The sequence below is a fragment of the Streptomyces sp. 351MFTsu5.1 genome (assembly GCF_000383655.1).
GTDB lineage: Bacteria > Actinomycetota > Actinomycetes > Streptomycetales > Streptomycetaceae > Streptomyces > Streptomyces griseorubiginosus.
In genome coordinates this window covers 14,932-37,879 of record NZ_KB911808.1, presented here as the reverse complement: position 1 = coordinate 37,879, position 22,948 = coordinate 14,932, and the positions used below count along the sequence as shown (strand labels likewise).

The following is a 22,948-nucleotide window of genomic DNA, read 5'->3' as shown; positions in this document are numbered from 1 at the left end:
CGTGAGCCCCCGGTAACCAACCGGCAACACCCGAGCAACCCCCCCGACCCGCCCCACCCCTAATTTCTGTCAAGCGACAGAAATCCCCCGCAGCCGGAGGTCCCGCCATGGCCACAGAGACAACCTACGGAGCGCGAGACCACGCCCGCGCACAGGACGGCACACGCGCCGAAGCCATGCCCGTGGTCCCCGCCGCGGCCTGGCCGGACCCTCCCTGCGCGGCGGGCCACCTGGTGTGGGCGGAGACCGTCGCGGGCGGCAACTACACCCACCGCGTCCTGGCCCGCGGCACCGAACTCCGCCTCACCGACCTCCGCGGGGACGCCTGCGCCCACCTCCTGCTGTACGCGGACGGCCGCCCCTGGGAGCGCCTCAACGTCGCCGACACGGTCAAGGTCCAGTGGAACGCCTACCTCGGCGAGGGCCTGCTCCTGCTGTCCGACCAGGGCCGCGTCCTCGCGAGCGTCACCCAGGACACCTCGGGCCGCCACGACGCCCTGTGCGGCACCTCCACCCTGGCCCGCAACACCGAGCGCTACGGCGACGGCACCCCGCAGAGCCCTTCGCCCGCCGGCCGCGAACTCTTCAAGCTGGCGGCGGCGAAGAACGGCCTCGAATCCCGTGACCTGCCGCCCTCCCTCTCCTTCTTCCAGGGCGTACGGATCCGCGAGGACGGCACGCTCGACTTCACCGGCTCGGCGGGCCCCGGCGCCGGCGTCACCCTCCGCGCCGAGCAGGACGTCACCGTACTGATCGCGAACGTCCCGCACCCCGCCGACCCGCGCCCCGACTACGTCAGCACTCCCCTCGAAGTGCTCGCCTGGCGGGCCGAACCCACCCGCCCCGGCGACCCGCTCTGGGACGCCACCCCCGAAGGCCGCCGCGCCTTCCTCAACACCGCCGACTTCCTCGCCTCGAAGGGACGCGCATGAAGCCCGAGGAGACACCGTCGATGCCCGAGGAGACACTCTCGAAGCCCGAGGAGACGCCCTCGAAGGCCGAAGCACCGCTCAGGAGGGCGGTCGTCCCGGCCCGCGCCGCCTGGTCCGCCGTCATCCGCGAGGGCGAGTCGCTCACCGTCACCGACCTGCGCGGCAACCAGGCCGTCGACTTCCTCGTCTACGACGCCCACGACACGGCCGTCCGCTACAGCGCCCCCGACACCATCCAGGCCCAGGGCGGCATCTTCCTCACCACCGGCAGCGTGCTGATGTCCAACGAGCACACCCCGCTGATGACGGTCACCGCCGACGACGTGGGCCGCCACGACACGGTCGGCGGCGCCTGCTCCAAGGAGTCCAACACCCTGCGCTACGGCCACCACACCTGGTCGCAGCACGCCTGCGTGGACAACTTCCTCGCGGAGGGCGCCAAGCACGGCCTCGGCAAGCGCGACCTGGTCTCGAACATCAACTGGTACATGAACGTGCCCGTCGAGCAGGACGGCACCCTCGGCATCGTCGACGGCATCTCCGCCCCCGGCCTCTCCCTGACCCTGCGCTCCGAGCGCGACGTCCTGGTCCTCGTCTCCAACTGCCCCCAGATCAACAACCCCTGCAACGGCTTCGACCCGACGCCGGTCGCGATGACGATCGGGGCCGGCGCATGACCTTCGACACCCTCCTCGTCGCCAACCGGGGCGAGATAGCGGTCCGGATCATCCGCACGGCCCGCGAACTGGGCCTGCGGACCATCGCGGTGTACTCCGACGCCGACCGGTCCGCACCCCACGTCCGGCTCGCCGACCAGGCCGTACGCCTCGGCCCGGCGCCCGCGAAGGAGTCGTATCTCGACGCCGACCTGGTGCTGAAGGCAGCCAAGGACTCGGGCGCGGGCGCGATCCACCCCGGCTACGGTTTCCTGTCCGAGGACGCCGCGTTCGCCCGCCGCTGCGAGGACGCGGGGATCGTGTTCGTGGGCCCGACGCCCGAGCAGCTGGAGCTCTTCGGCGCGAAGCACACCGCACGGGCCGCGGCACAGGCGGCGGGAGTGCCGCTGGCGCCGGGTACGGACCTGCTGCCCTCGCTCGAGGACGCCCTGGCAGCGGCCGAGGCCATCGGCTATCCCGTGATGCTCAAGGCGACCGGCGGGGGCGGCGGCATCGGCATGTCGGCCTGCCGCTCCGCCGCCGAACTGACCGACGCCTGGGACCGGGTGCAGCGCGTCGCCGCCGCCTCCTTCTCCTCGGCCGGGGTCTTCCTGGAGCGGCTCGTCGAGCGGGCCCGCCATGTCGAGGTGCAGGTCTTCGGCGACGGCGAGGGCACGGTCGTCACCTTCGGCGACCGCGACTGCTCCCTCCAGCGCCGCAACCAGAAGGTCGTGGAGGAGGCACCGGCCCCGGACCTGCCCGACCACGTCCGCACACAACTCGCCTCCAGCGCCAGCGACTTGTGCGCCTCGGTCGGCTACCGCTCCGCGGGCACCGTCGAGTTCGTGTACGACGCGGCCCGCGAGGAGGCCTACTTCCTGGAGGTCAACACCCGCCTCCAGGTGGAGCATCCGGTCACCGAGGAGATCTACGGCGTCGACCTGGTCGGCTGGATGCTGCGCCTGGCCCGCGGCGAGCGGGACGTGGTGCGCGAGCCCGGCCCCCCGCGCGGTCACGCCGTCGAGGCCCGCCTCTACGCCGAGGACCCCTCACGCGAACACCGTCCCAGCGCGGGCCTGTTGACGCGGGTCGAGTTCCCCACCGGGGTCCGCGTCGACGGCTGGGTGGAGACCGGGACCGAGGTGACCACGTCGTACGACCCGATGCTCGCGAAGATCATCGCGTACGGCCCCGACCGCGCCCACGCCCTGCGCAGGCTGGACGAGGCGCTGGCCCGCACCCGCGTCGACGGCATCGAGACCAACCTGGGCCTGGTCCGGGCGGCGCTCTCGGACAGCGCGTTCCAGGCCGCGGCCCACTCGACGGCGACCCTGGTCCGCGTGACCGACCCGACCCCGCGCATCGAGGTCGTGACCGCCGGCACCCTGACCACGGTCCAGGACTGGCCGGGCCGTACCGGCTACTGGCAGGTCGGCGTGCCGCCGAGCGGTCCCATGGACGACCTCTCGTTCCGGCTCGGCAACCAGGCGCTCGGCAACCCGGAAGGCGCTCCCGGCCTCGAATGCACCCTGCAGGGACCGGCGTTGAGGTTCACCCACGCCACGACCGTCTGCGTGACGGGCGCCCCGGCCCCGGTCACCGTGGACGGCACCCCGGTCGCGCAGGGGGAGCCGGTCCGGGTACCGGCGGGCGGCACCCTGGAGGTGGGCGCCCCCGCCGAGCACGGCCTGCGCACCTATGTCCTCTTCGGCGGCGGCCTCGACGTCCCCGCCTTCCTCGGCAGCGCGAGCACCTTCACCCTGGGCCGCTTCGGCGGCCACGGCGGAAGGGCCCTGCGCACGGGAGACGTCCTGCACGGCGCCGTCGGCACAACGGGCACGCACACGTCATCGGGCACGGCGGCCCCCGACCGCCCCTCCTTCACGTCCAGCTGGCACATCGCCGCCGTCGAAGGCCCCCACGCCGCACCGGAGTTCTTCACCGAGGACGACGTCCGCGACTTCTACGCCGCCGACTGGAAGGTCCACTTCAACTCGGCCCGCACCGGCGTCCGCCTGGTCGGCCCCAAACCCCGCTGGGCCCGCACCGACGGCGGCGAGGCGGGCCTGCACCCCTCCAACATCCACGACACCCCCTACTCGGTCGGAGCGGTCGACTACACCGGTGACATGCCGGTACTGCTCGGCCCCGACGGCCCCTCCCTGGGCGGCTTCGTCTGCCCGGCGACCGTGCTCAGCACCGAGCGCTGGAAACTGGGCCAGCTGCGCCCGGGCGACACCGTGCGCTTCGTGCCGGTGAACACGGACGGCTCGCCGCGCCCGGTCATCGTGGACGGCGGCATCCTCGCCCGCGACGGCGACGTGACCTACCGCCGCAGCGGCGACGACAACCTGCTGGTCGAGTTCGGCCCCATGCAGCTGGACCTGGCCCTCCGCATGCGCGTCCACGCCCTGATGGAGGCGGTGGCCGAGCGCGGCCCGGACGGCATCACCGACCTCACCCCCGGCATCCGCTCCCTCCAGATCCAGACGGACCCCGGTCGCCTCCCGCAAGAGCAACTCCTCACCGCGGTACGGGAGATCACCGCGTCGCTCCCCCCGTCGGACCAGCTGGTCGTGCCCTCGCGCACGGTCCACCTCCCCCTCTCCTGGGACGACCCCGCCACCCGCGAGGCGATCGCCCGCTACATGGCGGGCGTCCGCGACGACGCCCCCTGGTGCCCCTGGAACATCGAGTTCATCCGCCGCGTCAACGGCCTGGACTCGGTGGACGAGGTGTACCGCACGGTCTTCGACGCCGAGTACCTCGTCCTGGGCCTGGGGGACGTCTACCTGGGCGCCCCGGTGGCCACCCCCCTCGACCCGCGCCACCGCCTGGTGACCACGAAGTACAACCCGGCCCGCACCTGGACCGCCGAGAACTCGGTCGGCATCGGCGGCGCGTATCTCTGCATCTACGGCATGGAGGGCCCCGGCGGCTACCAGTTCGTGGGCCGGACGACCCAGGTGTGGTCGCCCTGGCAGCAGCGCGGCGCCTTCGAGCCGGGGTCGCCCTGGCTGCTGCGCTTCTTCGACCGGATCAAGTGGTACCCGGTGGAGGCGGACGAACTCCTGGATCTGCGCGCCGACATCACGTCGGGCCGCTTCGTGCCCCGCATCGAGGAGGGCACCTTCTCGCTCGCCGCGTACCAGGACTTCCTGGCCGAACACGCCGGGTCCATCGAGGAGTTCAGGACCCGTCAGCAGGCGGCCTTCGGCGCCGAGCGGGACGCCTGGGAGGCGGCGGGTGAGTTCGCCCGAGCCGAATCGGCTTCCGCGCCCGCGGCCGCCCCGGCCGACATCGCCGTGCCTGCGGGAGGTCGTCTGATCGAGGCCGAGTTCGCGGCCTCCGTATGGCAGTTGAACGTCGAGCCGGGCGACGAGGTGACGGCGGGGCAGCCGCTCCTCGCCCTGGAGGCGATGAAGATGGAGTCCAGGGTGCACGCGCCGGCCGACGGCGTGGTCGCGGAGATCCTGGCCAGGCCGGGCGACCAGGTGGAGGCGGGGACGGCACTGCTCGTCCTGGCCCCGCCCGCACAGTGAAAGAGGAGCGCACCATGTCCACCACCGTCACCCGGGTACGGGCCGCCTACGACCGCGTCGAGGCCGTGGACCGGCCCGAGATCTGGATCGACCTGCGCCCGCGGGAGGAGGTCGAACGGGAGGCCCGCGCGATCGACGAACGGCTCGCGCGGGGCGAGCAACTGCCCCTCGCAGGGCGCTTGTTCGCCGTCAAGGGCAACATCGACGTGGCCGGACTGCCCACGACGGCGGGCTGTCCGGCGTACGCCTACCACCCGGAGGCCGATGCCCCGGTGGTCGCCGCCCTGCGCGCGGCCGGCGCGCTCGTGCTCGGCACGACGAACCTGGACCAGTTCGCGACGGGCCTGGTCGGCACCCGCTCTCCGCACGGCGCGGTCCGCAACGCCCACGACCCGTCCCGCATCAGCGGAGGCTCCAGCTCCGGCTCGGCGGTCGCCGTGGCCCTGGGCATCGTGGACTTCGCCCTTGGCACCGACACCGCGGGCTCGGGGCGGGTCCCGGCCGCCTTCAACGGCATCGTGGGCCTCAAGCCGACCCGGGGCCTGGTCCCCACCGCCGGTGTCGTCCCGGCCTGCGCCTCGATCGACTGCGTGACGGTCTTCGCCCGCACCCTCCCGGAGGCCGAACAGGCCCTGGCCCACATGACGACGGGCACCGCCCCGTCCCTGCCCGGCCGCCGCCCCGGGCCCTGGCGGATCGCGGTCCCCCCGCTCGAGCAGCTCGGCGAACTGGACGAGGGCTGGGCACAGGCGTACGAGGAGGCGGCGGCCCGGCTCAGGGCGGCAGGCGCCGCACTCCGCGAACTCGACCTCACGCCCTTCACCGAGGCGGCGGCGATGCTCTACGAGGGAGCGTTCGTCGCCGAGCGCTACACAGCGGTGGGTGCGTTTATCGACAAGGCGACAGCGGCGAACGACGACTCCCTGGACCCCACGGTCGCCGCCATCATCACCCGGGCCCGCGATCTCCCGGCCCACCAGCTCTATGCGGACATGGACCGCCTGGCCACGCTCCGGGCCAGGGCCCTGGCCGAACTGTCCGACGCCGACGCGCTCCTGCTGCCCACAGCCCCCGGCCATCCCACCCTTGCCGAGGTGGCCGCCGACCCGCTGGGCGCCAACGCCCGCCTGGGCCGCTTCACCAACTCCACGAACCTGTTCGACCTGGCCGCGGTCGCGGCCCCGGCGGGCGAGGTGAACGGCCTCCCCTTCGGCGTGATGCTGATCGGCCCGGCCCACACGGACGAACGTCTGGCGAGAATCGCGGGCCTGCTCCAGCCGGAGACCCGGCTGGCGGTGGTCGGCGCCCACCTGACGGGCCAGCCCCTGAACCCCCAACTCCTCGCGCTGGGCGCCCGCCTGGACCGCACGACGACCACGGCCCCGGTGTACCGCCTGCACGCCCTGCGCACGGACCCCCCGAAGCCGGGCCTTGTGCACGTGGGCGAGGGCGGTGCGCAGATCGAGGCGGAGGTGTGGCGCCTCCCGGCGGAGGGCCTGGGCCGCCTGCTGACGGCCCTGCCCCGCCCGATGACGCTGGGCAGTGTGAAACTGGCGGACGGCACCCACGTCCCCGGCTTCCTGTGCGAACCGAGCGCACTGGAGAGCACCGAGGACATCACGCAGTACGGTGGCTGGCGTTCCTATCTGAACAAGGATTAGGCAGACCAACCCAGGGGCGCGGGGAACTGCGCGACCAGCCACAGACCACGCGCACCCGCCCCCGAACGGTCACCCCACCGACGAGTACGCCACAACCCCCCGCAGCAACAGATCAACAGCCTTGCGCGCGTTCTTCGCGACGGAGGACGACCCCTCGCCCCCGGACACCGGCGCCGCAGCCGAGATCTGCCCCAGCACGTCGATCACCTGCTTGCACCACCGCACGAAGTCCCCGGCCGGCATCTCCGCCTCCCGCAACACCTCGTCGAGCCCCTTCCCGGAAGCCCACATGTACGCGGACCAGGCGAACCCGAGATCGGGCTCCCGCTGCCCGACCCCCTCGGTCTGGCTGATGCGGAAGTCCTCCTCCAGGGCGTCGAGGCGCCCCCAGATCCGCACCATCTCGCCGAGCGCGGCCTTGGCCTTCCCGGACGGCAGCTTGGGCGCCATCGCGTCGTCACCGACCCGCGACTCGTACACGAGTGCCGAGACGCACGCGGCGAGTTCGGCGGGGCCGAGCCCCTCCCAGACCCCTTCCCGCAGACACTCACTGGCGAGCAGGTCGAGCTCGCCGTACAGCCGGGCCAGCCGCTTGCCGTGCTCGGTGACCTCGTCGCCGCGCAGGTAGTCCAGCTCGGTCAGCAGGGCCACGATCCGGTCGAAGGTGCGCGCGATGGTGTTGGTGCGCCCCTCGATGCGCCGCTCCAGCTGGGTGGTGTCCCGCAGCAGCCGGTGGTAGCGCTCGGCCCAACGGGCGTGGTCCTCCCGGTCGTTGCAGCCGTGGCAGGGGTGGGCCCGGATCGCGGTGCGCAGCCGGGCGATCTCCCGGTCGTCGGCGGCCTGGGACCGCTTCTTGCGCGCCCGCTCCGGCGGAATGTGCCCGGCCTTGCTGCGCAGCGCGGAGGCGAGGTCCCGGCGGGACTGCGGTGAGCGCGGATTGAAGGACTTCGGGATCCGCATCCGGTCCAACGCCTCGACGGGCACCGGGAAGTCCATCGACGCGAGCCGCTTGACCTGCCGTTCGGCGGTGAGCACCAGCGGCCGCGGACCGTCGTGCTGCTCGAAGCCACGGTGCCCGTTGGACCGCCCGGCGGGCAGCCCCGGGTCGAGAACCAGGGCGAGACCGGCGTACTTGCCCGTCGGCACATGGATGACGTCACCCGGCTTGAGCTTCTCCAGCGCCACGGCCGCCTCGGCCCGCCGCTCGCTCGCTCCCTGCCGGGCCAGCTCGGTCTCCCGGTCCTTCAGCTCCCGCCGCAGTCGCGCGTACTCCTCGAAGTCGCCGAGGTGGCAGGTCATGGAGGCCTTGTAGCCGTCCAGGCCCTCCTCGTTGCGCTGCACCTGCCGGGAGATCCCGACGACCGACTTGTCGGCCTGGAACTGCGCGAAGGAGGTCTCCAGGAGCTCGCGCGAGCGGTGCCGCCCGAACTGCTCCACGAGGTTGACCGCCATGTTGTACGACGGCTTGAAGCTGGACCGCAGCGGGTACGTGCGCGTGCCCGCGAGACCGGCGAGGTGCTCGGGGCTGCTGCCGCGCTGCCACAGCACCACCGCGTGGCCCTCGACGTCGATGCCGCGCCGCCCCGCACGCCCCGTCAGCTGGGTGTACTCGCCGGGTGTGATGTCGGCGTGCTGCTCGCCGTTCCACTTGACGAGCTTCTCCAGGACCACCGACCGCGCGGGCATGTTGATGCCCAGGGCGAGGGTCTCGGTCGCGAACACGGCCTTGACCAGTCCGCGGACGAACAGCTCCTCGACGACCTCCTTGAAGGTCGGCAGCATGCCCGCGTGGTGGGCCGCGATACCGCGCTCCAGGCCCTCCAGCCATTCGTAGTAGCCGAGGACATGGAGGTCCTCGGTCGGGATCGACGCGGTGCGCTCCTCGACGAGCGCGCGCACCTTCGCGCGCGCCTCGTCGTCGTTCAGCCGCAGCCCTGCGTACAGGCACTGCTGTACGGCCGCCTCACAGGCGGCGCGGCTGAAGATGAACGTGATGGCGGGCAGCAGGCCCTCGGCGTCGAGCCGCTCGATGACCTCGGGCCGGCTCGGCGTCCACACCCGGGAGCGCTGCCGGCGCTCCCGCTCCCGGTCGGCCTCGCGCATGGACCGGCCGCGTCTGCGGTCCTGGTACGACGGCCGCTGGGCCTCCATCCGGGCCAGCCGGGCGAGGTCGGGGTTGACGGCCTTCTTGTTGCCCTCACCCTCCTCGAACAGGTCGTACATCCGCCGGCCGGCCAGCACGTGCTGGAACAGCGGCACGGGCCGGTGCTCGGAGACGATCACCTGGGTGTCGCCGCGGACGGTGTCGAGCCAGTCGCCGAACTCCTCGGCGTTGGACACGGTCGCCGACAGAGACACCAGGGTCACGGACTCGGGAAGGTGGATGATCACCTCTTCCCACACGGCGCCCCGGAAGCGGTCGGAGAGGTAGTGCACCTCGTCCATGACCACGTAGCCGAGGCCGAGGAGGGTCTGCGAGCCCGCGTACAGCATGTTCCGCAGCACCTCGGTGGTCATCACGACCACGGGGGCGTCGGAGTTGACGCTGTTGTCGCCGGTGAGCAGGCCGACCTTGTCGGCGCCGTAACGGCGGCTGAGGTCCGCGTACTTCTGGTTGGACAGCGCCTTGATGGGGGTGGTGTAGAAGCACTTCTTGCCCTGTTTCAGGGCGAGGTGGACGGCGAACTCGCCGACGATCGTCTTGCCGGAGCCGGTGGGGGCGGCCACCAGCACGCCCTTGCCGGCCTCGAGAGCCTTGCAGGCCTCGATCTGGAAGGGGTCGAGACCGAAGTCGTACATCTCGCGGAAGCCCGCGAGCGCGGTGGCCTGCTCGGCTGCCCGCAGGCGGGCTGCCGCGTACCGCTCGGCCGGTGAGAGGTCCTCTGTCATCGTGCTTTCGAGCGTACCGGGCCCCACTGACAACAGGACGATCATTATCCGGATCGGATCCCGCGAAACCTGCTCTTCACGCAGTTCACGGACCTATGACGGACACGGCCGCGCGCACGCAGTGTGCGGTGAGCGGCAGCGGTCCGAGCGGTTCGCCGTCCGCGTACCCGGTCACGTCCGGTGCGGCGATCTCGACCTTCGCCGCCCGCACCACGCTGACCTTGGGGTGCTCGACGTGGGTGCCGCGGTACACGCTCGGGAAGACCCGCAGCAGGGTCGTACGGGTGCAGTCGCCGACCACCGTGACGTCGAAGAGGCCGTCGGTGAGGTCCGCGCCCGGGCACATCCGCATGCCGCCGCCGTACGAGGAGCCGTTGCCCACGGCCACCAGGGTCGCCTCGACCTCGCGCACCTCGCCGTCGTCGAGCGTGATCCGGTACGGGACGGGCCGGAAGGCGGCGAGTTCGGCGAGCAGGGCGAGGTCGTACTTGAAGCGGCCGAGGGGCCATCTCGTGCGGTTGCCGCGGTCGTTGACGCGGGAGTCCAGGCCGGAGGCGAGGACGGTGCCGAACCATTGGTCGCCGACCCGGCCGAGGTCGATGTCGTTCAGACGGCTGTCCTTGAGTGCCTCGGCGATCAGCCGGGCCGCGGCGGCGGGGTCGCGCACCGGGAGGCCGAGGGTGCGCGCGAGGTCGTTGCCGGTGCCCACGGCGACCAGACCGAAGGGGGTGCGGGTGCCGGCGACGGCCTGGAGGGCGAGGTTGGCCATGCCGTCGCCGCCGACGGCGACGAGGGCTCCGGTGCCGTCCTTCACGGCGGCACGCGCGCGTGCGAGGGCGTCGGGGGCGTTCTCGCCGAGGACGGTCCGCACCGAGAAGCCGGCCGCCCGCAACGCGGAAGCGGCCGGCCGCGCCGCTCGGGCGCCCCGGCCGCGGCCCGCGGTGGGGTTGACGAAGAGGGTGATCTCGCAGGTCACGGAAGTGACCCTATGAGCAGGACCCCGGTCGTCAGGTCACGTCGTCATAACCGTTGACCCGGTCCGTCGCCGACTGCTCGGGCAGCGCCCTGCTCGCGGAGACGGTCTCGACCTCGCCTATGGCCTCGGGGGTCAGGTCCAGCTCGGACGCCTCGTCGTCGGCGGGACCCTCGGCCTCGCGACGGCGCTTGCGGCGGTCGTTGAGCAGGGAGAAGGCGGTCGCGCCGAAGTACAGCACCCAGATCGGCGCGGCGAGCGCCAGCATCGTCAGCGGGTCGGTGCTCGGTGTGGCGACGGCCGCGAACACGGTGATGGCCATGATCATGCCGCGCCACCAGCCGAGCATGCGCTTGCCGGTGATCAGCCCGGTGAGGTTGAGGAAGACCAGCAGCAGCGGCAGCTCGAAGGAGAGGCCGAAGACCAGCACCATGCGCAGGACGAGGTCGAGCAGGTCGTCCAGGGGCAGCAGGTTGGAGGTGCCGCCCGGGGTGAAGCCGATCAGCACCTGGGCCGTGGTCGGCAGGACCGAGTAGGCGAAGTAGGCGCCGACGAGGAAGAGCGGGGCACCGGTGCCGACGAACGCGTAGGCGTACTTCTTCTCGTGGCGGTGCAGGCCGGGGGCGACGAAGGCCCACAGCTGGTAGAGCCAGACCGGCGATGCCGCGACCACACCGGCCATCAGGGACACCTTCAGCGCGAGCGTGAAGGGCGTCAGGAGGCCGTTGATGGTGATCTCGGCGCACGGCTTGGTCGACTTCGTCGACCGGGCCAGTTCCGCGAAGGACTTGTCACAACCGACCGCGTCGAGGATCGGCCTGGTGATCAAGTTGATGATGTCGTTGTAGAAGAAGGCGGCGATCACCGTGACGACGATGATGGCCAGCATCGCCTTCGCGAGCCGGTTGCGGAGCTCACGAAGGTGATCCGCGAGAGGCATCCGCCCCTCGGGATCCTTCTCCTCTTTGCGGGCAGACTTGAGCAACCCACGTTCCCATCTCGTGCAGGCGGGCCGGAGGTCACCGGCCCCGCGTCAGCGCTTGGTCGTGTCCGTCGGCTCGGTGACCGGGCGCGAGCTGGTCACGTCGCCCGGGGAAGCCTGGATGGTGCGCTGAGAGGCCTGCTCGTCGGTGCTGGGCGGGCCGGCGGGGGTGGTCGTGCTGCCGCTGCCCTCGTCCTTCATCGCCTTCGCCTCGCTCTTGAGGATGCGGGCGGACTTGCCGAGCGAGCGCGCCATGTCGGGAAGCTTCTTCGCGCCGAACAGCAGGATGATGACGACGAGGATGAGAATGATCTCGGGGGCGCCGAGCCTTCCGAACATAAGTCTTTACCTTCTCACCGAGGCGGCTTGTGGGGTGCTGTCCGACCGGTCGGACACATGTCCGACCAGTCGTGCTGGCAGCGATCGTAACGCTCAGGGGTGAACGCCTGGCAATCCCTGTGCGTACTCCCGGTTCGCGACCGAGCCTCGTTATCCGGACCGCGACCAGCAGCGTACCTGCCGACCCCGGCCCGGTGACAGGGCGAAGTGTCCCAAAACGCTTCCGGCGCTCGACTCACACCCGACTCTCAGCCGCACTCACAGAGAGTTCGCCGAACGGGCCGTGCTCACCGCCGCCCGCTCCAGGTCCTCGGCGGCCCGGTTGATGCGCCGCGTGGACTCCGTGACCTGGCGGGCCAGGCGCTGCGCCTCCAGGAAGACCCGGACGGCGAGCACACCCAGGACGGCGAGACCCGTGAAACCCACAGCTACCGCGAACATCGGCCAGAACATGGCACCGAGCCTAGAGGGTGGAGTGCAGCCGCAGCGTCCGCACCCCGCCACCGGTCAGCAGCTCCACGATCCGTTCACCGGCGGGCTTGCGGACGGCGGCGCCGCACTCGGGGCAGGTGAAGGAGTAGAAGGTGGTGCGGCTGGAGGCGCCGATGGCCAGGCGCAGGGCGCTCGCGGCCAGCTCGAACCGCTCCCGGCAGTCCGGGCAGCCGGCCTTGAAGGTCACCGGCGCCGCGCTTCTCATCCCCGCGAAGGCGGCAGCCACCGTCATTCCCGCACCGGACGTCGCCGACTCGCTCAAAGCCCCTGCTCCCGCCTGTCGTCCTGACCGTCCTGCCCGTCGCCCCGCCCCTCGGCGTCCGTCCCGTGCAAGCCGTGCGCCTCGACCCCGTCGTAGGCCGCCAGCGCCTCGCGGGCCGCCTCACGCGCGCTGTCGGCGAGATCGCGCGGCGAGACGATGCGGCCGTCGCGGCCGAGCCGGAGCGCCAGGCGCCTGAGCGACGCCGGGTCGGGGGTGCGCAGGGTAATACGCAGTCCGCCGTCGGAAAGCTCATCCGCACTGTCGTGCGGGTAGTACTCGGCGACCCAGCGGCCGCCGGGACCGACCTCGACGACCACCTCGGGATCCTCGGCCGCGGGCTGCACGAGCCCCTCGGACAGGTCCCTGAGCTCGATCTCCGGGGGCGCCGACGGCTCGTCGAGGATCTTGATCTCGGCGACCCGGTCGAGCCGGAAGGTGCGTCGCGCCTCGGAGCGCCTGCACCAGGCCTCGACATAGGTGTGGCCGACGCTGACCAGGCGGATCGGGTCGATCTCGCGTTCGGTGACCTCGTCGCGGGCCGGTGAGTAGTAGCGGATCCACAGCCGGCGCCGCTCGGAGATGGCCCGGTCGACGTCCGCGAAGACCCCGCCCTCGGACTCGAAGGTCACCGACAGCCGGGAGCTGGCGCCCGCCTGTTCCCCGGCCGCGGTCTCCACCTTGGCGGTGGCCCGCAGCAGCGCCTGGCGGTCGCTCTCCCTGAGGCCCGGCAGTGTGGAGACCGCGCGGGCGGCCACCAGGAGCGCGGTCGCCTCGTCGGCGGCGAGCCGGAGCGGCTCGGCCGTCTCCTCGCCCAGCGCCGCGGGGTTGTGCCACCAGATCCGCTCGCCGTCGGTGTCGATGTCGAGCAGGTCGCCGCCGCGGAAGCTGGTGCCGCACATGGGCAGCACGTCGAGGTCGGAGACCAGTTCGTCCTCGGTGATCCCGAAGGCCCGGGCCACGTCCTCGACCCGCGCCCCGGGGCGCTCCTTGAGATAGGTCACCAGGGAGAGCATCCGCCGGGTCTGGTCGATGGCGTTCGTCGGCCTGACCGGTTTGCCTGCCATGATCTCTTCCGCTCCCCCTCAGCCCTTGGCCACGGCACGCAGCCGGTCCACCACGTCGGCCCGCAGCTCGGCGGGCTCCAGGACCACCACGTCGGGGCCGAACTCCACGAGCCAGGCGTCCAGGCCGTGGCCGTACGGAATCTCCAACTCGTCCCAGCCGTCGCCGAGTTCCCGCACCGCGGTGGCCTTCGCCCGCAAGGGGTACCCGGCGCCCGTGCGCAGCCGGATCAGCGCGCTGCGGTCCGCGGTCTCCCCCGCCCAGCCCGCCACGGTCTCGCGGACGGTGACGACGTCGGGCACCGGGGCGGTGAAGCGCGTCCCGCGCGAGCGCACCTTGCCGGTGATCCGGGAGAGCCGGAACACCCGCTCGGCACCGCGGTCGCGGTCGAAGCCTGCCAGGTACCAGTGGCCGCGCCAGCACTCCAGCGCCCACGGCTCGACATGGCGGGGCTCGGGGTGGGCGGCGGTGGCCTTGCGGTAGTCGAAGACGACCGGGCGGCGGTCGCGGCAGGCGAGCATCAGCGGCTCGAAGGAGGCCTCGTGCACCGGGATGCGCGGCTCCAGGGCGCCGTGCGCCTCGTACGGGTCGACGTCCTCGGGCAGCCCCGCCGCGCGCAGCTTCTGCAACGCGCCGCTGGCCGCGCCGGCGAGCCGGGCCTGCTGCCACACCTTGGCGGCCAGCCCCAGGGCCGCGGCCTCCTCGGCGTCGAGGGTGATGGGCGGCAGCCGGTTGCTGTCCCGCCGGGCGAGATAGCCGACTTCGCCGTCGAGGTTCTCAACGGTCTCGATCACAAGGCCGAGTTCGCGCAGATCGTCCTTGTCGCGCTCGAACATACGGTTGAAGGAGTCGTCGGAATTGGCTTCCAGGTAGGCCTCGATGGACTCCCGGAGCTCCCGCTTGCTGAGCGGCCGTCGCGTCCCGAGCAGACACAGCGCCAGGTTCATCAGCCGCTCGGCCTTGGCAATGGCCATCGACGCCCTTCGCCTCCCTATGGTGCTTACGGACGATGACCGTACCGCTCCGGAGGAGCAAGGCAAAAGCCGAGGGCCCATGCACGGACAGGCATGGACCCTGGTCGATCGGGTCCGGTCGGATGTCGTACGACGATCCGACCGCGACGCGATCTTTTACGACTGTTCTGATGCCGCGGTACGACGATCAGACGGCGATGAGGTCGACCACGAAGATCAGGGTCTCACCGGGCTTGATCGCCGGGGTGGGGCTCTGGTTGCCGTAGGCGAGGTGGGCCGGAATGGTCAGCTGGCGACGGCCGCCGACCTTCATGCCCTGCACGCCCTGGTCCCAGCCCTTGATGACCCGGCCGCCGCCCAGCGGGAAGCGGAAGGGCTGACCACGGTTCCAGCTGGCGTCGAACTCCTCGCCGGTGCTGAAGGAGACGCCCACGTAGTGGACGGTGACGGTCTGGCCGGCCTGCGCAACCTCGCCGTCGCCCTCCCAGATGTCCTTGATCTCCAGGTCCGCCGGGGGCGCGCCCTCAGGGAAGTCGATCTCGGGCTTGTCGATGCTCACGTCACTCGCTCCTGCTTGTTCACGGAAAGGCAACAGGAACCAGTCTTACATCCCGGCCGAGGACCTGCGCGCATGTCCCCCGTGCGTCACATCTTCGCCAGGATGTCCACGGTGAAGACCAGCGTGGAGTCCTTCTCGATACCGCTGCCGGCCGGCGGCTTGTCGCCGTAGCCCAGCTTCGGCGGGATGGAGATGAGCACCCGGCTGCCCACCTTCTTGCCGGTCAGACCCTGCGCCCAGCCCTTGACGACCTGCTGGAGCGAGAACGAGGCCAGCTGCCCCCGGCTGTACGTCGAGTCGAACTCCTTGCCGGAGTCCCACACCACGCCCTTGTACTGCACGAGCAGGGTGCTGTCCGCGGCGACCTCGTCGCCGTCGCCCTCGATGACGTACTCCGACACCAGCTTGGTGGGCGCGGCCTTCTTGGGCACCTCGATGGACGGGGCCTTGCCGTCGGTGTTGGTGCCGACCTTGGGCAGCGCGGAGTCGGTCTGCGGGACGTTCTTGCCCTTGGCGGAGCTCTTGCCGTTGAACGTGTTCTGGATGTCGACGACGAACACCAGCGTGTCGGTGCCCTTGATGCCCGCCTGCGCGTTGCCCTCCTTGCCGTACGCCCAGGTGGGCGGCACCGAGAACTCGACACGGCTGCCGGCCTTCTTGCCCGGCAGGGCGTACCGCCAGCCGTCGATGATGCTGCTCTGCGCGAGCTGGATGACCAGCGGCGTCTTGCGGTCGTAGGAGTTGTCGAAGACCTTCGCGGTGGAGTAGATCTGGCCCAGGTAGTGGGCCTGGATGTAGTCGCCCTCGGCGACCGTGGTGCCGTTGCCCGTGATCAGCGTCTTGACCGCGAGCTGGTCGGACGGGGAACCGCTGCCCTTGGCGACGGTCGGCTTCTCACCGAACTTCGCCCCCGCGGTGATCGCCGGCAGCGGACCGTCGACGATCTTCGGCGGCGGCGCCGAGGAGGCCGAGGACGACGCCGAGGGCGACGTGCTGTCGCTCGCCTTGCTCGAGTCGGACTTGTCGTCACCGCATGCGGCGAGAGTGGCCAGTCCTGCGGGAACGGCAATGATGAGTGAGCGTCGGCGCACGGTGGGGGCCTCGTAATCGGTCGATCTTGTAGATGGCGTGCGCGCAACTCTACGGCGTGCGAAGGGCGCCGTACGGGAAACGTACGGCGCCCGTGTTGCGTTCCGACGGTGACGCAGAACGCTTGGCTCACATTCCGGCGATCAGTTTCTCCACCCGGTCGTCCACCGACCGGAACGGGTCCTTGCACAACACCGTGCGCTGCGCCTGGTCGTTGAGCTTCAGGTGCACCCAGTCGACGGTGAAGTCCCGGCGCTGTTCCTGGGCCCTGCGAATGAAGTCACCGCGCAAGCGGGCCCGAGTGGTCTGCGGCGGAACGGACTTGCCCTCGAAGATCTTCAAGTCGTTGCAGATCCGGGCGGCTTGACCCTTCCTCTCCAGAAGGTAGTAGAGACCACGACGGCGGTGAATGTCGTGATAAGCGAGGTCTATCTGCGCGACCCGCGGATGCGACATGGTCATGTTGTGCTTGGCCCGGTACCGCTCGATCAGCTTGTACTTCATGACCCAGTCGATCTCGGTGCCGATCCGGTCGAGGTCCTCGGCCTCGATCGCGTCCAGCGTGCGGCCCCACAGCTCCAGGACCTGGTCGACGGTGCCGGTGCGGATCCCGCGCCGCTCGACGAAGTCCACGGCCTTCTCGTAGTACTCGCGCTGCACCTCCAGCGCGGAGGCCTCCCGGCCGCTGGCCAGACGCACCTTGCGCCGGCCGGTGATGTCATGGCTGACCTCGCGGATCGCCCGGATCGGGTTCTCCAGGGTCAGGTCCCGCATCACGGTGCCCGCCTCGATCATGCGCAGCACCAGGTCGGTCGCGCCGACCTTGAGCAGCATGGTCGTCTCGGACATGTTCGAGTCGCCCACGATGACATGCAGACGGCGGTAGCGCTCGGCGTCCGCGTGCGGTTCGTCGCGGGTGTTGATGATCGGCCGGGAACGGGTCGTCGCCGAGGAGACGCCCTCCCAGATGTGCTCGGCGCGCTGACTGACGCAGTACACCGCGCCCCGCGGGGTCTGCAGCACCTTGCCCGCGCCGCACAGCAGCTGCCGGGTGACCAGGAACGGAATGAGAATGTCCGCGAGCCGGGAGAACTCCCCATGGCGTGCGACGAGGTAGTTCTCGTGGCAGCCGTAGGAGTTTCCGGCCGAGTCGGTGTTGTTCTTGAAGAGGTAGACGTCGCCCGCGATTCCTTCCTCGTGCAGGCGTCGTTCGGCGTCCACCAGGAGTCCTTCGAGAATGCGCTCGCCGGCCTTGTCGTGGGTGACCAGTTCGGTCACGTTGTCACATTCGGGTGTCGCGTATTCCGGATGTGAGCCCACGTCGAGATAGAGGCGTGCGCCGTTTCGCAGAAAGACATTGCTGCTGCGGCCCCATGACACGACACGGCGGAAGAGGTACCGCGCCACCTCGTCGGGAGACAGGCGCCGCTGTCCCCTGAACGTACACGTGACGCCGTACTCGTTCTCCAGCCCGAAAATGCGGCGGTCCATGACTGAACATTACGCCCGATCCCCCGAGCTGAAACGGGGTTCGGCAGCACGGTTTGGATCATTTTCCGTCGACGACGCAACTACCGCCCGCCGCGCGGGCGCTGACAGGACGCGCCCCGTGACCAGCAGAACCAGCAGCGACACACCCCCGGCGGCCCCCGGCACCGCGAACCCCCACAGGGCCCCGCCCCGCTCGACGACCGGGCCCGCCAGGCCCGTTCCGACCGAGGCACCCACGGTGAACGTCGTCACCAGCCAGGAGAAGGCCTCGGTGACCGTCCCGGCCGGCGCGTGCCGGTCGACCAGGACGAAGGCACACGCGATGACCGGCGCCAGGAACACCCCGGCGAGCACCGCCAGCAGCGTCATGGCGACCGCGCCCGGCATCAGCGTCAGCGGCAGGTAACACACCGCCAGGAAGCCCACCAGCACCTGGAGTCGCCGCGCCGGCTCACCGGCCCACTGCCGCGCCCCGTACGCGAGACCGCCCACCAGCGCGCCCAGACCGATCCCGGCCATCAGCCAGCCGTACACCGCGTCCCCGCCATGGCCGTCGGCGTACGACACGGAGGCCACCGTGATGGACCCCAGCGCGATCCCGACGAACAGGAACGCGCCCAGCATCGCCAGCAGTCCCGGCGAGCGCAGGGCACCCAGCCAGTGCGCCTCACGCGGCGCGGACCGCCACGCCCGCGCGGGCGGCGCCAAGGCCACCGAGAGGGCGCCGAGGACCCCCACGGCGTTCAGCACCAGCAGGGCCGCCCGCTCCGACCACAGCGACACGCACAGCGTCACCAGCAACGGCCCCACGGTGAACATCACTTCCTGCGCCACGGCGTCCATCGCGTACGCCCGGTGCACCTGGTCCTCCCGGCGCAGCACAGAGGGCCACAGCGCCCGCAGACCGCCCTCGAGGGGCGGCGTGAACAGCCCGGCGGCCGCCACGCACGCGTAGGCGAGCGCCAGGGGGTCGATGCCGCAGAACGCGAAGCCCGCCATGGCCAGGGCCGACAGGACCGAGGCCGGCAGCTGCACGCGGGGCTGGCCGTACAGGTCCACCAGCCGGCCCAGGACCGGCTGGCCCACGGCGTTGGCGACGCCGTACACCGCCGCGAGACCGCCCGCCAGGCTGTAGGTGCCGCCCTCGGCGCGCACGAACAGCACCATGGCGATCGCCGCGGTCGCGTTGGGCAGCCGGCCCACCAGCGTGCCCGTCAGCAGGCGCGCCGCGTGCCTCGCCCTGAGGATCTCCAGGTATCCCGCGGCCATCCCCGCCTCCAAGTCATACGTATAACGTGCGCTCCCATACGTACCATGTGCGCTGTTCGGACGTCCAGACGACCGGAGTGAGCCGAAAGCGCGCAGACGCCCCCCGGCCCACACCAGCAGAAGGAGCACGCCCTCGGTGGCACCCAGCAGCACGCGCCCCACCAGCCGTGACGTCGCCCAGGCGGCAGGAGTCTCCCAGGCCGCCGTCTCCCTCGTCCTGGGCGACAAATGGCGCGGCCGGGTCTCCGAAGCCACCGCCCAGCGCGTCCGCGAAGCAGCCCGCGACCTCGGCTACCGCCCCAACCTCGCCGCCCGCAACCTCCGCCTCGGCCACACCCGCACCGTCCTCCTGGTCGTCCCCGCCCTGACCACGGAGTTCTTCGCCGGCGTCTACACCGGCGCCGCCCGCGTCGCCGCCGACCACGGCTTCGGCGTCGTCCTCTACCCCTCCCCCGAAGGCATCGGCCCCGCCCGCGACCCCTTCGCCTCCGCCCAGGCCGCCCTCGACGGCGTCATCGCCTCCTCCATGGCCGCCGACGCCCTCACCGCCATCCGGGGCGACCAGCTCCCCCTCGTCATGCTCGACAGCGACCCCTCGGCCAACCTCGGTGCCGCCACCGTCAACCTCGACATCGCCGACGGCATCCGCCAGGTCGCCGCCCACCTCCTGCACCTCGGCCACCGCCGCTTCCTGCACCTCGCCGCCGACATCCCGTCCTGGACCTTCGAGGTACGCGCACGCGAACTCGCCGCACAGCTCGCCGCCGTCCCCGGCACCTCCCTGCGCACCGCCCACGCACCCATCACCATCGAGGACGCCCGCACCGCCGCCGAGACCGCCCTCGCCGCACCCGGCCCCCGGCCCACCGCCCTGATCTGCGACGACGACAAACTCGCCGCCGGCGCCTACAAAGCCGTACGACGACTCGGCCTGCGCGTCCCCCACGACATCTCCGTCACCGGCCTCGACGACCTCGCCCTCGCCACCGCCATCGACCCCGAGCTCACGACCGTACGACTGGACGCCGAACTCTTCGGCGAACACGGCATGCGCGCCCTCCTGGCCGTCCTGGAGGGCCGCACACCCGACGCGGGAGACATCCCCGTCGAACTGGTCGTACGAGGCTCCACGGCCCCGCCCAGCGCCCCCTGAACGCCCTGTGCCCCGGCCGAGGGAACGGCCGGGGCACACAAAGGGGTGAACGTCGGCGAATGCCGGACGGAACCGGAGCGCCTACTCCTCCTCGGAACCCTCCGCCTCCTCGGCACTCTCCGCCTCGGTCGACGCCCCGTCGGCCTCCAGCAGCCGGGACAGCTGACGACCCACGATCCGCTTGAACTTCCGCTGCTGGGGACGCGTCCGGTCCAGCACCGCCACCTCCAGCCGCTCCGCGGGAATCTCCCGCTCGGTGCCGTTGGTGTCACGGGACAGCGCCTGCACGGCCAGCTTCAGCGCCTCCGCGAGACTCATCCCGTCCTGATGACGCTGGTCCAGATAGCTGCCGATCTGCTCGGCATTACCACCCACCGCGACCGAACCGTGCTCGTCCACGATCGACCCGTCGTGCGGCAGCCGGTAGATCTGGTCGCCGTCCGGCGTCTCACCGACCTCCGCCACGACCAGCTCCACCTCATACGGCTTCTCAGCACCCGAGGAGAAGATCGTGCCCAAGGTCTGCGCGTAGACGTTCGCCAGACCCCGCGCGGTCACGTCGTTGCGGTCATAGGTGTACCCACGAAGATCGGCATACCGGACGCCGCCGATCCGCAGGTTCTCGTACTCGTTGTACTTGCCGGCGGCCGCGAAGCCGATCCGGTCGTAGATCTCGCTGAACTTGTGCAGCGCGCGGGACGGGTTCTCACCGACGAACACGATGCCATCGGCATACTGCAGCACGGCAAGGCTGCGACCACGGGCGATGCCCTTGCGGGCGTACTCGGCCCGGTCGGCCATCGCCTGCTGGGGAGAAACATAGAACGGCGTCGACACCGGTTATCCGTCCCTTTCTGTGGAAGTCACTGCGATCACCTCGAACAAGACCGGAGCCGACTACAGCAGCGCGGCCCGCGGGCCGTCCGGCTGCTCCAGCCGCCGCTCGAGAATCGAACGGGCGATCTCGGAGGACTCCTCGTCGGTCAGCCGACGGAAGCCGTCCTCGGTGATCACGGTGACGATCGGGTAGATCCGGCGGGCCACATCGGGACCACCGGTCGCCGAGTCGTCGTCAGCCGCGTCGTACAGGGCCTGCACCACGAGCGTGGTGGCCTGCTCCTCGGTCAGGTCGTCACGGTAGAGCTTCTTCATCGCCCCGCGCGCGAAGATCGAGCCGGAGCCGGTGGCGGCGTAGTTGTGCTCCTCGGAACGACCGCCGGTGACGTCGTAGGAGAAGATCCGGCCCTTGGCCCGGTCGACGTCGTACCCCGCGAAGAGCGGCACGACGGCCAAGCCCTGCATGGCCATGCCGAGGTTGGAGCGGATCATGGTGGACAGCCGGTTCGCCTTGCCCTCCAGCGACAGCTGGGCGCCCTCGACCTTCTCGAAGTGCTCCAGCTCCAGCTGGAACAGCTTCACCATCTCCACGGCGAGACCTGCGGTGCCGGCGATCCCGACGGCCGAGTACTCGTCGGCCGGGAACACCTTCTCGATGTCCCGCTGGGCGATCACATTCCCCATCGTCGCCCGACGGTCACCGGCGAGCACGACACCCCCGGGGAAGGTGACGGCGACGATGGTCGTCCCGTGCGGCGCCTCGATCACGCCCTGCGTGGGCGGCAGTTGCCGGTTCCCCGGCAGCATCTCCGGCTGATGCTCGGACAGGAAGTCCATGAAGGACGACGACCCAGGCGTCAGGAAGGCAGCTGGTAGACGCCCGGTGCTACGAGTGTTGGCTTCCACGTCATTCCCTCCAGGTAAGCAACAGCCCGACGACCGGTGTCGGGATCGTCTCCCAACTTGCCGATGGCCGAATTGCAGTTGAAGCACAGTACGCCACGGACCCTACCCGTCTTGTGGCAATGATCCACATGCACGGCCGGAGCGTTCAGACAGATCACGCAGAGCCCCATCTGAGAGGCGACCATCTCGTCACGTTCGGCCACTGTCATGCCGTACTGACGCTTCAGATGGCGATCGCGTCCCTCAATGGCTCGGCACGCTTTGCAAGCGGTCGACAGACCGTCGCTAGCCGTCCTGTTTCGATCCCACTCGGAGTGGGGCTTGATCTCCTGACAGCGCTGGCAGTACTTATGCCCCGCGGGTGCCTCCACCCTCGGACGCGGCTTACGCCCGCGGGCGTCCTGACGCTGGCGGTAGTAGGCAGCGGAACACTCCCGGCAGTAAGCCTGAAGACCGTCACGCATGCCCTTGTTGCTCGCGAAGGCTGCTCGCGGCTTGTGCTGCTTGCACCGCGAGCAACGCTTCACGTCTTCGCTGTCGACCAACCCCAGCTCCCCCGCTGAACCTTCAAATCGAAGGCGAAATCACTCTCCACCCTTCTGAACGAATGATCGCACGAAGTCCTCGGCATTTTCTTCGAGCACATCATCGATTTCGTCCAGGACGGAGTCCACGTCGTCGCTCAGCTTCTCGTGGCGTTCCTTGAGGTCCTCGGAGCCCTGCGCTTCCGCGGTCTGCTCCTCGACCTCCTCGGTGTTGCGCGTGGCCTTCTGCTGTCCGCCGCCGGTGTCCTTGGTCGCCATAACCCCTCACCCCGCTCGGTTCGACGTTCTTGATCAGACCCTACTTGCAGGGACTGACATCGGCCCCGCAGTTCCTA

21 protein-coding genes are annotated in these 22,948 nt (G+C 70.7%); 5 read left to right on the top strand and 16 right to left on the bottom strand.

Annotation, left to right across the window (positions count from 1 at the left end):
* Positions 1-107 precede the first annotated feature (107 nt).
* The 4 genes from H295_RS0142020 to atzF are packed head-to-tail and all read left to right on the top strand — an operon-like array spanning position 108 to position 6,791.
* A complete protein-coding gene (locus H295_RS0142020) occupies positions 108-932 on the top strand; it encodes an urea amidolyase associated protein UAAP1 (protein WP_028810253.1) in 825 nt (274 codons plus the stop codon).
* A 20-nt stretch (positions 933-952) separates the two neighbouring features.
* Entirely contained in the window at positions 953-1,609 is a 657-nt protein-coding gene (locus tag H295_RS0142015) for an urea amidolyase associated protein UAAP2 (RefSeq protein WP_020141367.1), read from the top strand.
* Complete coding sequence (locus H295_RS0142010; RefSeq protein WP_020141366.1) at positions 1,606-5,130, top strand: 5-oxoprolinase/urea amidolyase family protein; 3,525 nt, start codon at positions 1,606-1,608, stop codon at positions 5,128-5,130. The genes H295_RS0142015 and H295_RS0142010 overlap by 4 nt, the downstream gene beginning before the upstream one ends.
* 14 nt (positions 5,131-5,144) lie before the next feature.
* Entirely contained in the window at positions 5,145-6,791 is a 1,647-nt protein-coding gene (gene atzF, locus H295_RS0142005) for an allophanate hydrolase (protein WP_020141365.1), read from the top strand.
* Between the two features lie 69 nt (positions 6,792-6,860).
* Here the strand turns inward: atzF and H295_RS0142000 are convergent, their stop codons facing one another.
* From H295_RS0142000 to H295_RS0141945, 12 genes are all read right to left on the bottom strand, one after another.
* Entirely contained in the window at positions 6,861-9,725 is a 2,865-nt protein-coding gene (locus H295_RS0142000) for a DEAD/DEAH box helicase (RefSeq protein ID WP_028810252.1), read from the bottom strand.
* A gap of 40 nt (positions 9,726-9,765) precedes the next feature.
* Positions 9,766-10,656, bottom strand: a complete 891-nt coding sequence (locus H295_RS0141995) for a diacylglycerol kinase (protein WP_020141363.1) — start codon at positions 10,654-10,656, stop codon at positions 9,766-9,768.
* Between the two features lie 31 nt (positions 10,657-10,687).
* A complete protein-coding gene (gene tatC, locus H295_RS0141990) occupies positions 10,688-11,638 on the bottom strand; it encodes a twin-arginine translocase subunit TatC (RefSeq protein ID WP_028810251.1) in 951 nt (316 codons plus the stop codon).
* A 48-nt stretch (positions 11,639-11,686) separates the two neighbouring features.
* Positions 11,687-11,974: a Sec-independent protein translocase subunit TatA gene (tatA, locus tag H295_RS0141985; RefSeq protein WP_020141361.1), complete on the bottom strand. Its 288-nt coding sequence runs from the start codon at positions 11,972-11,974 to the stop codon at positions 11,687-11,689.
* 258 nt (positions 11,975-12,232) lie between these two features.
* Positions 12,233-12,427, bottom strand: coding sequence for a hypothetical protein (locus H295_RS0141980; RefSeq protein WP_020141360.1), 195 nt, complete (start codon positions 12,425-12,427; stop codon positions 12,233-12,235).
* A gap of 10 nt (positions 12,428-12,437) precedes the next feature.
* Complete coding sequence (locus H295_RS0141975) at positions 12,438-12,728, bottom strand: hypothetical protein (protein ID WP_028810250.1); 291 nt, start codon at positions 12,726-12,728, stop codon at positions 12,438-12,440.
* Complete coding sequence (locus H295_RS0141970) at positions 12,725-13,792, bottom strand: helix-turn-helix transcriptional regulator (protein ID WP_020141358.1); 1,068 nt, start codon at positions 13,790-13,792, stop codon at positions 12,725-12,727. Before H295_RS0141970 ends, H295_RS0141975 begins: the two co-directional genes overlap by 4 nt.
* Before the next feature lie 18 nt (positions 13,793-13,810).
* On the bottom strand, positions 13,811-14,764 hold the full coding sequence (locus tag H295_RS0141965) for a helix-turn-helix transcriptional regulator (RefSeq protein ID WP_020141357.1): 954 nt from the start codon (positions 14,762-14,764) through the stop codon (positions 13,811-13,813).
* 187 nt (positions 14,765-14,951) lie between these two features.
* The gene (locus tag H295_RS0141960) at positions 14,952-15,323 is read right to left on the bottom strand and encodes an FKBP-type peptidyl-prolyl cis-trans isomerase (protein WP_020141356.1); all 372 of its coding nucleotides are present in this window, start codon (positions 15,321-15,323) and stop codon (positions 14,952-14,954) included.
* An 86-nt stretch (positions 15,324-15,409) separates the two neighbouring features.
* On the bottom strand, positions 15,410-16,414 hold the full coding sequence (locus H295_RS0141955; RefSeq protein WP_020141355.1) for an FKBP-type peptidyl-prolyl cis-trans isomerase: 1,005 nt from the start codon (positions 16,412-16,414) through the stop codon (positions 15,410-15,412).
* A gap of 127 nt (positions 16,415-16,541) precedes the next feature.
* Positions 16,542-17,903, bottom strand: a complete 1,362-nt coding sequence (gene pafA / locus H295_RS0141950) for a Pup--protein ligase (protein ID WP_020117715.1) — start codon at positions 17,901-17,903, stop codon at positions 16,542-16,544.
* Positions 17,904-17,912: 9 nt separating this feature from the next.
* A complete protein-coding gene (locus H295_RS0141945) occupies positions 17,913-19,172 on the bottom strand; it encodes an MFS transporter (RefSeq protein ID WP_020141354.1) in 1,260 nt (419 codons plus the stop codon).
* A gap of 136 nt (positions 19,173-19,308) precedes the next feature.
* On the opposite strand from H295_RS0141945, the gene H295_RS0141940 reads away from it, so the two are divergent.
* Complete coding sequence (locus tag H295_RS0141940; protein WP_020141353.1) at positions 19,309-20,325, top strand: LacI family DNA-binding transcriptional regulator; 1,017 nt, start codon at positions 19,309-19,311, stop codon at positions 20,323-20,325.
* Between the two features lie 81 nt (positions 20,326-20,406).
* Here H295_RS0141940 and prcA read toward each other — a convergent pair whose 3' ends face one another.
* From prcA to H295_RS0141920, 4 genes are all read right to left on the bottom strand, one after another.
* Positions 20,407-21,162, bottom strand: coding sequence for a proteasome subunit alpha (prcA, locus tag H295_RS0141935; protein WP_028810249.1), 756 nt, complete (start codon positions 21,160-21,162; stop codon positions 20,407-20,409).
* A 60-nt stretch (positions 21,163-21,222) separates the two neighbouring features.
* On the bottom strand, positions 21,223-22,068 hold the full coding sequence (prcB, locus tag H295_RS0141930) for a proteasome subunit beta (protein ID WP_028810248.1): 846 nt from the start codon (positions 22,066-22,068) through the stop codon (positions 21,223-21,225).
* Complete coding sequence (locus H295_RS48665) at positions 22,020-22,253, bottom strand: endonuclease VII domain-containing protein (protein WP_324606105.1); 234 nt, start codon at positions 22,251-22,253, stop codon at positions 22,020-22,022. Before H295_RS48665 ends, prcB begins: the two co-directional genes overlap by 49 nt.
* A 399-nt stretch (positions 22,254-22,652) precedes the next feature.
* Positions 22,653-22,871 (bottom strand): ubiquitin-like protein Pup, encoded by a 219-nt coding sequence (locus H295_RS0141920; protein WP_020141350.1) that lies wholly within the window; start codon positions 22,869-22,871, stop codon positions 22,653-22,655.
* Positions 22,872-22,948 lie beyond the last annotated feature (77 nt).